This is a genomic window from Ramlibacter sp. Leaf400 (genome assembly GCF_001424545.1).
Classification (GTDB): domain Bacteria; phylum Pseudomonadota; class Gammaproteobacteria; order Burkholderiales; family Burkholderiaceae_C; genus Ramlibacter.
In genome coordinates this window covers 406194-413642 of sequence record NZ_LMQL01000008.1, presented here as the reverse complement: position 1 = coordinate 413642, position 7449 = coordinate 406194, and the positions used below count along the sequence as shown (strand labels likewise).

At 67.3% G+C, this 7449-nt stretch carries 9 protein-coding genes; all 9 read right to left on the bottom strand.

Annotation, left to right across the window (positions count from 1 at the left end):
* Positions 1 to 97: GTP-binding protein (locus tag ASG30_RS08205; protein ID WP_033470817.1), on the bottom strand; the 97-nt coding region annotated here is incomplete at its 3' end.
* Positions 98 to 261: 164 nt separating this feature from the next.
* Positions 262 to 2364, bottom strand: a complete 2103-nt coding sequence (gene fusA, locus ASG30_RS08200) for an elongation factor G (RefSeq protein WP_055894770.1) — start codon at positions 2362 to 2364, stop codon at positions 262 to 264.
* Positions 2365 to 2432: 68 nt separating this feature from the next.
* Positions 2433 to 2906: a 30S ribosomal protein S7 gene (gene rpsG / locus ASG30_RS08195; RefSeq protein WP_055894768.1), complete on the bottom strand. Its 474-nt coding sequence runs from the start codon at positions 2904 to 2906 to the stop codon at positions 2433 to 2435.
* A gap of 153 nt (positions 2907 to 3059) precedes the next feature.
* On the bottom strand, positions 3060 to 3437 hold the full coding sequence (gene rpsL / locus ASG30_RS08190; protein WP_017759704.1) for a 30S ribosomal protein S12: 378 nt from the start codon (positions 3435 to 3437) through the stop codon (positions 3060 to 3062).
* 205 nt (positions 3438 to 3642) lie between these two features.
* A complete protein-coding gene (locus ASG30_RS08185; protein WP_055894765.1) occupies positions 3643 to 4800 on the bottom strand; it encodes a D-alanyl-D-alanine carboxypeptidase family protein in 1158 nt (385 codons plus the stop codon).
* Between the two features lie 14 nt (positions 4801 to 4814).
* Positions 4815 to 5438 carry an alpha/beta hydrolase gene (locus tag ASG30_RS08180; RefSeq protein WP_055894762.1) on the bottom strand — a complete coding sequence of 208 codons (624 nt, stop codon included), beginning with the start codon at positions 5436 to 5438 and terminating at the stop codon, positions 4815 to 4817.
* A 14-nt stretch (positions 5439 to 5452) separates the two neighbouring features.
* Positions 5453 to 5797 carry a (2Fe-2S) ferredoxin domain-containing protein gene (locus ASG30_RS08175; protein WP_055894759.1) on the bottom strand — a complete coding sequence of 115 codons (345 nt, stop codon included), beginning with the start codon at positions 5795 to 5797 and terminating at the stop codon, positions 5453 to 5455.
* A complete protein-coding gene (locus ASG30_RS08170) occupies positions 5794 to 6918 on the bottom strand; it encodes a VanZ family protein (RefSeq protein WP_055894846.1) in 1125 nt (374 codons plus the stop codon). Before ASG30_RS08170 ends, ASG30_RS08175 begins: the two co-directional genes overlap by 4 nt.
* 16 nt (positions 6919 to 6934) lie before the next feature.
* Complete coding sequence (locus ASG30_RS08165; RefSeq protein ID WP_055894756.1) at positions 6935 to 7357, bottom strand: CopD family protein; 423 nt, start codon at positions 7355 to 7357, stop codon at positions 6935 to 6937.
* Positions 7358 to 7449 lie beyond the last annotated feature (92 nt).

Sequence of the window (7449 nt, the reverse complement as noted above, 5' to 3'; positions counted from 1 at the left end):
TGATCGCCGCCGTCAGCGTGGTCTTGCCGTGGTCCACGTGGCCGATGGTGCCCACGTTGACGTGCGGCTTCGTGCGCTCGAATTTACCTTTTGCCATTTCAGTTCCTCAAAAGAGCGTGCCCGTGTACTGGGTTTAACGTCTGCACCGGACTGCTGTTTCCCTCGCCACGGGCAGCGGGGGGCGTCTGGTCGCAGACTTTCTGGATCCCCGCCTGCGCGGGGTTGACGTGACGCGGCGGGGCGGGCCCCGCCTTCGTCACATCACTTGGCGCGCGCGGCGACGATCGCCTCGGCCACGTTCCTCGGAGCTTCGGCGTAGTGCTTGAACTCCATCGTGTACGTGGCACGGCCCTGCGACATCGAGCGCAGGGTCGTCGAGTAGCCGAACATTTCAGCCAACGGGACTTCGGCCTTGATGGCCTTGCCGCCACCGACCATGTCTTCCATGCCCTGGACCATGCCGCGGCGCGAGGACAGGTCGCCCATCACGTTGCCGGCGTAGTCTTCCGGGGTCTCGACTTCCACGGCCATCATCGGCTCGAGGATGACCGGCTGGGCCTTCTTGGCGCCTTCCTTGAAGCCGAAGATGGCGGCCATCTTGAAAGCCAGTTCGTTCGAGTCCACGTCGTGGTACGAACCGAAGTGCAGCGTGACCTTGACGTCCACCACCGGATAGCCGGCCAGCACACCCTGCGTCACCGCTTCGTTGATGCCCTTTTCCACCGCCGGGATGAATTCGCGCGGCACCACGCCGCCCTTGATGGCGTCGACGAACTGGATGCCCTTGCCCGGCTCGTTCGGCTCCAGCTTCAGCACGACGTGGCCGTACTGGCCCTTGCCGCCCGACTGGCGCACGAACTTGCCTTCGGCGTCCTCGACCACGCGCCGGATCGTCTCGCGGTAGGCCACCTGCGGCTTGCCGACGTTGGCTTCCACGCCGAACTCGCGCTTCATGCGGTCGACGATGATTTCCAGGTGCAGCTCGCCCATGCCGGCGATGATGGTCTGGCCCGATTCCTCGTCGGTCCGCACGCGAAACGACGGGTCTTCGGCGGCCAGCCGGTTCAGGGCGATGCCCATCTTTTCCTGGTCGACCTTGGTCTTGGGCTCGACGGCCTGGGCGATCACCGGCTCCGGGAACACCATGCGCTCGAGCATGACGATGGAAGACGGGTCGCACAGGGTTTCACCCGTGGTGACGTCCTTCAGGCCCACGCAGGCGGCGATATCGCCGGCGCGGATCTCGTCCACTTCCAGGCGGTTGTTGGCGTGCATCTGCACGATGCGGCCGATGCGTTCCTTCTTGCCGCGGATCGGGTTGTAGACGCTGTCACCCTTGGACAGCACGCCGGAGTAGACGCGCACGAAGGTCAGCTGGCCCACGAACGGGTCGGTCATCAGCTTGAATGCCAGCGCCGAGAACTTCTCGTTGTCGTCGGCCTTGCGGGTGGTCGGCTGCTCGTCCTCGTCCATGCCCTTGACCGGGGGGATGTCCACCGGGGAAGGCATCAGTTCGATGACGGCGTCGAGCATGCGCTGCACGCCCTTGTTCTTGAAGGCGGTGCCGCACAGCATCGGCTGGATCTCGCCGGCGATGGTGCGGGTGCGCAGGCCCAGCGTGATCTCCGTTTCGGTCAGGTCGCCTTCCTCGAGGTACTTGTTCATCAGTTCCTCGGAGGCTTCGGCGGCCGCCTCGACCATCTTCTCGCGCCATTCCTTGGCGGCTGCCACCAGGTCGGCCGGGATCTCCTCGAAGGTGAACTTCATCCCCTGGGACGCCTCGTCCCAGATGATGGCCTTCATCTTGCGCAGGTCGACCACGCCCCTGAAGTTCTCCTCGGCGCCGATCGGGATGACGATCGGGACCGGGTTGGCCTTCAGGCGCTGCTTCATCTGGTCGTAGACCTTAAAGAAGTTGGCGCCGGTGCGGTCCATCTTGTTGACGAACGCCAGGCGCGGCACGCGGTACTTGTTGGCCTGGCGCCAGACCGTCTCGGACTGCGGCTGCACGCCGCCCACGGCGCAGTACACCATGCAGGCGCCGTCCAGCACGCGCATGGAGCGCTCCACCTCGATGGTGAAGTCCACGTGGCCGGGGGTGTCGATGATGTTGATGCGGTGCTCGGGGAAGGACATGTCCATGCCCTTCCAGAAGCAGGTGGTGGCGGCCGACGTGATCGTGATGCCGCGCTCCTGCTCCTGCTCCATCCAGTCCATGGTGGCGGCGCCGTCGTGCACTTCACCGATCTTGTGGTTCACGCCGGTGTAGAACAGGATGCGCTCGGTGGTCGTGGTCTTGCCGGCGTCGATGTGCGCCGAGATCCCGATGTTGCGATAGCGCTCGATGGGCGTTTTGCGGGCCATGATGATCTTTCGTTGAAAGGGGAAAAGGCCCGCTCGTGGCGGGCCCGCTCCACAGGTGGGGACGGTACTTAGAAGCGGAAGTGGCTGAAGGCCTTGTTCGCCTCGGCCATGCGGTGCACTTCGTCACGCTTCTTCATGGCGCCGCCACGGCCTTCCGTGGCTTCCATGAGTTCGTTGGCCAGACGCAGGGCCATCGACTTCTCGCCACGCTTCTTGGCGGCTTCCTTGAGCCAGCGCATGGACAGCGCCAGGCGACGCACCGGACGCACTTCCACCGGCACCTGGTAGTTGGCGCCGCCGACGCGGCGGGACTTCACCTCGACCATGGGCTTGACGTTGTTGATCGCCATGGTGAAGGCTTCCACCGGGTCACGGCCCGGGTTCTTCTTCTCGATCTGCTCGAGCGCGCCGTAGACGATGCGCTCGGCGACCGCCTTCTTGCCGCCTTGCATGATGACGTTCATGAACTTGGCGAGCTCGACATTGCCGTACTTGGGATCCGGCAGGATTTCACGCTTAGGGACTTCGCGACGACGTGGCATTTCTATTCACCTCTTTGTTGCTTCAGCTTGGCGGGTCCCTTCCGGGGGCCTGGGGAGCCAATCGGGCTTCCCGCTTACTCGACCCGAAACAGCGGGTCACTACGCTTCGATTCGCCTGCCGAGCGATCGAAGCACCGACAAACGAAAAACTTCTTAGGCCTTCTTCGGGCGCTTGGCGCCGTACTTGGAGCGGGACTGCTTGCGATCCTTGACGCCCTGCAGGTCCAGGGAACCGCGGACGATGTGGTAACGCACACCGGGCAGGTCCTTGACGCGGCCGCCGCGCACGAGCACCACCGAGTGCTCCTGCAGGTTGTGGCCTTCACCGCCGATGTACGAGATGACCTCGAAACCGTTGGTCAGGCGCACCTTGGCGACCTTGCGCAGCGCCGAGTTCGGCTTCTTGGGCGTCGTGGTGTACACGCGGGTGCACACGCCACGGCGCTGGGGGCTGTTCTGCATCGCGGGCGACTTGGATTTGGTCTTTTCGACCTCCCGCCCCTGACGCACCAGTTGATTGATGGTTGGCATTGAAGAAAAACGTCCCTAAACGTCTGGAAAAAAGGCGCCCCGCAAAGACTCTCGCGGCGCGCACGACAGCGCACCTCGGTGCGCGCGTAGCTTCCCCGCCCCAATTGCGGGAAAGCCCGCCAGTATAGCCCGGGACGGGTTTCCCCGCAACGCGGGGGCCCGCACGCCGGGCCCGGGCGGATCAGAGTGGGCGCTTACGCCCGGGTTACTTCACCCACAGCCGCAAGGCGTCCCAGGCACGGCCGAGCACGCCGGCCTGCTCCACGGCCTCCAGCGCCAGCAGCGGCACCTCGGTCACGGGCTTGTCGCCGGCCAGCACCTTGAGGGTGCCGATCTGCTGGCCCTTGGTGAACGGCGCCACCAGCGGGTCGGGGCGCGCCACGGCGGTCTTCAGCTGGGCCGCGGTACCCGCCGGCACCGCCACCACCACTGCCTGCGGCCGGCCGAGCTTGACCGTCTTGGCCGTGCCCTTCCAGACCTCCGGCGAGACGACCGCCTGGTTGGCGTCGAACAGCTTGATGCCCTCCCAGGCCGTGAAGCCCCAGTTCAGCAGCTTCTGCGACTCGTTGGCGCGCACGTTCTCGCTGCTGGTGCCCAGCACGATGGACAGCAGGCGGCGCCCGGGCAGATTGGGGAAGTCGCGCTTGGCGGTGGCCACCAGGCAGTAGCCCGCGGCCTCGGTGTGGCCGGTCTTGAGGCCGTCGACCGTGGGATCGCGGAACAGCAGCATGTTCCGGTTGGTGTCGTTGGCGCTCGGCGTGCCCTGGAAGCGGTACTTCCTGATCGAGTAGTAGTTGACGAACTCGGGGAAGTCCTGAATCAGCCGGGTGGCCAGGATGCTCAGGTCGCGCGCGGTCGTGGTGTGGCCGGGCGCCGTCAGGCCTTCGGGGTTCTTGTAGCCGGTGGAATTCATCCCCAGCGCCTTGGCCTGGTCGTTCATCAGCTCCACGAAGCGCTCCACCGTGCCGCCCACGCCCTCGGCCAGGGCGACCGTGGCGTCGTTGCCCGACTGCACGATCATGCCCTTGATCAGATCCTCCACCGGCACCTGCATGCTGGGGTCGATGAACATGCGCGAGCCCGGCATCTTCCAGGCGCGCACGCTCACGGGCAGCGTCTGCTGCAGGGTGATCTTCCTGGCGCGCAGCGCGTCGAACACGAGGTAGGCCGACATCAGCTTGGTCAGCGACGCGGGCTCCACGGGCGAGTCGATGTCGCGGCCGGCCAGCACCTGGTTGGCGCTGACGTCCACCAGCAGGTAGCTGCGCGCGGCGATCTCCGGAGGTTGCGGCGCCTGGGCGGCGGCGGCGAAGCAAAGAAGTGCGAGCAAGGGCGCTGCCAGCGCCTTGGCAAGTCGGTTCATCGGCAAGGGGATTTTCAGGAACGGAGGTGGCGCGCCACCAGGGATTTCAGGAGCGGCAATTGTCCGTGAAAGAAGTGGCCGCCACCGGGCACGACGGTTACCGGCAGTGTCTGCGGGCGCGCCCAGTCCATGACGGATTGCAACGGCACCGTGTCGTCTTCCTCGCCATGGACGATGAGCGCGCGATCGTGCGATTCCGGCGGCAGCGTCGCCACCTGGAAACGCGAGGCGGCCGTGCCCACCAGCACCACCTTGCGCACATCGCGCGTGGACCAGAGCGCCTGCACCACGTGGCTGGCGACGAAGGCGCCGAACGAGAAGCCGGCCAGCGCGATCGGGCCTTCGGGCGCGATCGCGTCCACCAGCGCCCGCATGTCCTCGGCCTCGCCCCGCCCTTCGTCGTGGACGCCGGCGCTCGCGCCCACGCCGCGGAAGTTGAAGCGCACGGCGCTCCAGCCGCCCTGCACGAAGGCGCGCGCGATGGTCTGCACGACCTTGTTGTCCAGCGTGCCGCCGAACAGCGGGTGGGGATGGGCGATGAAGGCCACGCCTACCGGGGCCTGCGGCGGGTCGTCGCGCCGCACCTCGATCGCGCCAGCCGCGCCCTGGGCCTGCAGCCGCTGCGTCTGCGGATTCATCGCGTTTCGGGGGATCAGCGGCCCAGGTGCGGCGGCGTGAGCAGGCGTTCGACCACGCGGCCGTTCTTCAGGTGCGACTCGACGATCTCGTCGATGTCCTGCTGGTCCACGTAGGTGTACCAGACGGCTTCGGGGTAGACCACGGCGACGGGGCCGGCCGCGCAGCGGTCCAGGCAGCCGGCCTTGTTCACGCGCACCTTGCCGGGACCGGCGAGGCCCTGCGACTTGACCTGGGACTTGCAACGGTCGAAAGCGGCCTGCGCGTTGTGGTCGGCGCAGCAGTTCTCGCCGTTGTCCCGCTTGTTCAGGCAGAAGAAGATGTGCCGCTCGTAGTAGGAGGGCCGGTCCGGGGAACTCATTGCGGGATTCTAGGCCGCGGCTCGCCAGTGGAGACGCGCACCAGCACATAGGCCAGGGCCGCGTAAGGCCACAGCCATCCGAGCCACTGCACCAGGCCGTGGAAGCGGATGAAGCGGCCCTGCTCCCACGTCTGCAGCGTCTGCGCGAAATACGCGCTCTCGGGCGCCTGGTTCAGGAGGCTCAGGTGCACCACCAGCGCCAGCAACACCAGCGCCGCGCACCCGCGCTGCGGCAGCGGCAGCAGCAGGAAGGCCAGTGCCAGGCCGGTAAGCAGGCCCAGGCGCACCGGGTAACTGAGCCACGCCCATGCATGCACGGGGCCCCAGCTGAGCGCCGCCGACAAAGCGGTGGCGCCTATCCCCACGACGGCCACGAACGCCGCGAACACCGCGCGTCGCGGCACCGACCGCATCACCGAATACGCCAGCAGGCAGGGTGCGAGCACGCCCAGCGCCACGCACACCAGCTCGGTGCCCGGCACCAGCGGCTGCAGTTCCACGTCGCGCACCGGCAGCCATTCGAGGAACGGCGTGTCCATCAGCCAGTCGGCGACGGCGCCCTCGAGCCGCTCGAACACCTGGCCGAGGCCGAGCGGCACGGCGGCGGGGAACAGCAGCGCGATCGGCCACAGCGCCAGCAGCACCAGCGCGCCGCGCGGCTCCTCCACGAACCAGCGCCGGCGAAAGCGGCTCCAGTGGTCGATCGCCCCCAACTTCTCCAGCGCGCCCGCCAGCGCCGCCCCGAGCAACGTGCCCAGCGCATTCAGGCCCCAGTCCAGGTTCGAGGGCACGCGCGCGGGCAGGTAGGTCTGGAGCGACTCCATGCAGAAGGCCAGCGAGGTGCCCCCCAGCGTGGCGTAGCCGATGGCCGCCCAGTTGCGCATGGCGTCCGGCATCTCCCCGCGCCGGAGGACGGCGAGCGCGAGCAGGAACCCCAGGGGCGCGTAGCCCGCGGTGTTGGCCGTCAGGTCGAAGCCGGTCCAGTAGCGCGGCCACGGGCTGGAGAGGAAGGCCCAGGGCGAGATGCCCTGGTCGCGCCAGCCACTGAACGGGTACAGGCTCGCATAGACGATCAGCAGTGCATAGACCTGCGCCAGCGGCCAGGCCGAGGTCTTGCGCAGCGTCACGCGGGCGGCCTCAGAACGGCTTGACGACCACCAGCACCACCGCCGCCAGCAGCAGCAGCACCGGGACTTCGTTGAACCAGCGGTACCAGCGGTGGCTGCGCGGCGTGGCGCCGGCGACAAACTTTCGCAGCAGGACCCCGCAGGCGTGGTGGTAGCCCACCGCCAGCAGCACCACCGCGAGCTTGGCGTGCATCCAGCCGCTGCCGCGCCCGATCCCGTAACCGAGCCAGAGCCACAGGCCCAGGGCGAGTGCCGGCACCGCGAGGAGCGTGGTGAAGCGAAGGAGCTTGCGGGCCATCAGCAGCAGCCGGTCGCGTTCGGCCAGCGATCCGGGCGCCACCATCGCCAGGTTCACGTAGATGCGGGGCAGGTAGAACAGGCCCGCGAACCAGCTGGCGACGAACACGATGTGGAGCGCTTTGACCCAGAGCATGGGCCGAGTGTACGGAAGGGCTGCCGCCCGCGGCCCGCGCGCGCGGGCAAAAAAAAAACCCCGGCCGACGGCCGGGGTTGGCAAGCCTTTTT

Coding starts and splice junctions, on each gene's coding strand:
- fusA (WP_055894770.1), bottom strand. CDS start 2,364: ATGGCCCGCAAAACGCCCATCGAGCGCTATCGCAACATCGGGATCTCG.
- rpsG (WP_055894768.1), bottom strand. CDS start 2,906: ATGCCACGTCGTCGCGAAGTCCCTAAGCGTGAAATCCTGCCGGATCCC.
- rpsL (WP_017759704.1), bottom strand. CDS start 3,437: ATGCCAACCATCAATCAACTGGTGCGTCAGGGGCGGGAGGTCGAAAAG.
- ASG30_RS08185 (WP_055894765.1), bottom strand. CDS start 4,800: ATGAACCGACTTGCCAAGGCGCTGGCAGCGCCCTTGCTCGCACTTCTT.
- ASG30_RS08180 (WP_055894762.1), bottom strand. CDS start 5,438: ATGAATCCGCAGACGCAGCGGCTGCAGGCCCAGGGCGCGGCTGGCGCG.
- ASG30_RS08175 (WP_055894759.1), bottom strand. CDS start 5,797: ATGAGTTCCCCGGACCGGCCCTCCTACTACGAGCGGCACATCTTCTTC.
- ASG30_RS08165 (WP_055894756.1), bottom strand. CDS start 7,357: ATGCTCTGGGTCAAAGCGCTCCACATCGTGTTCGTCGCCAGCTGGTTC.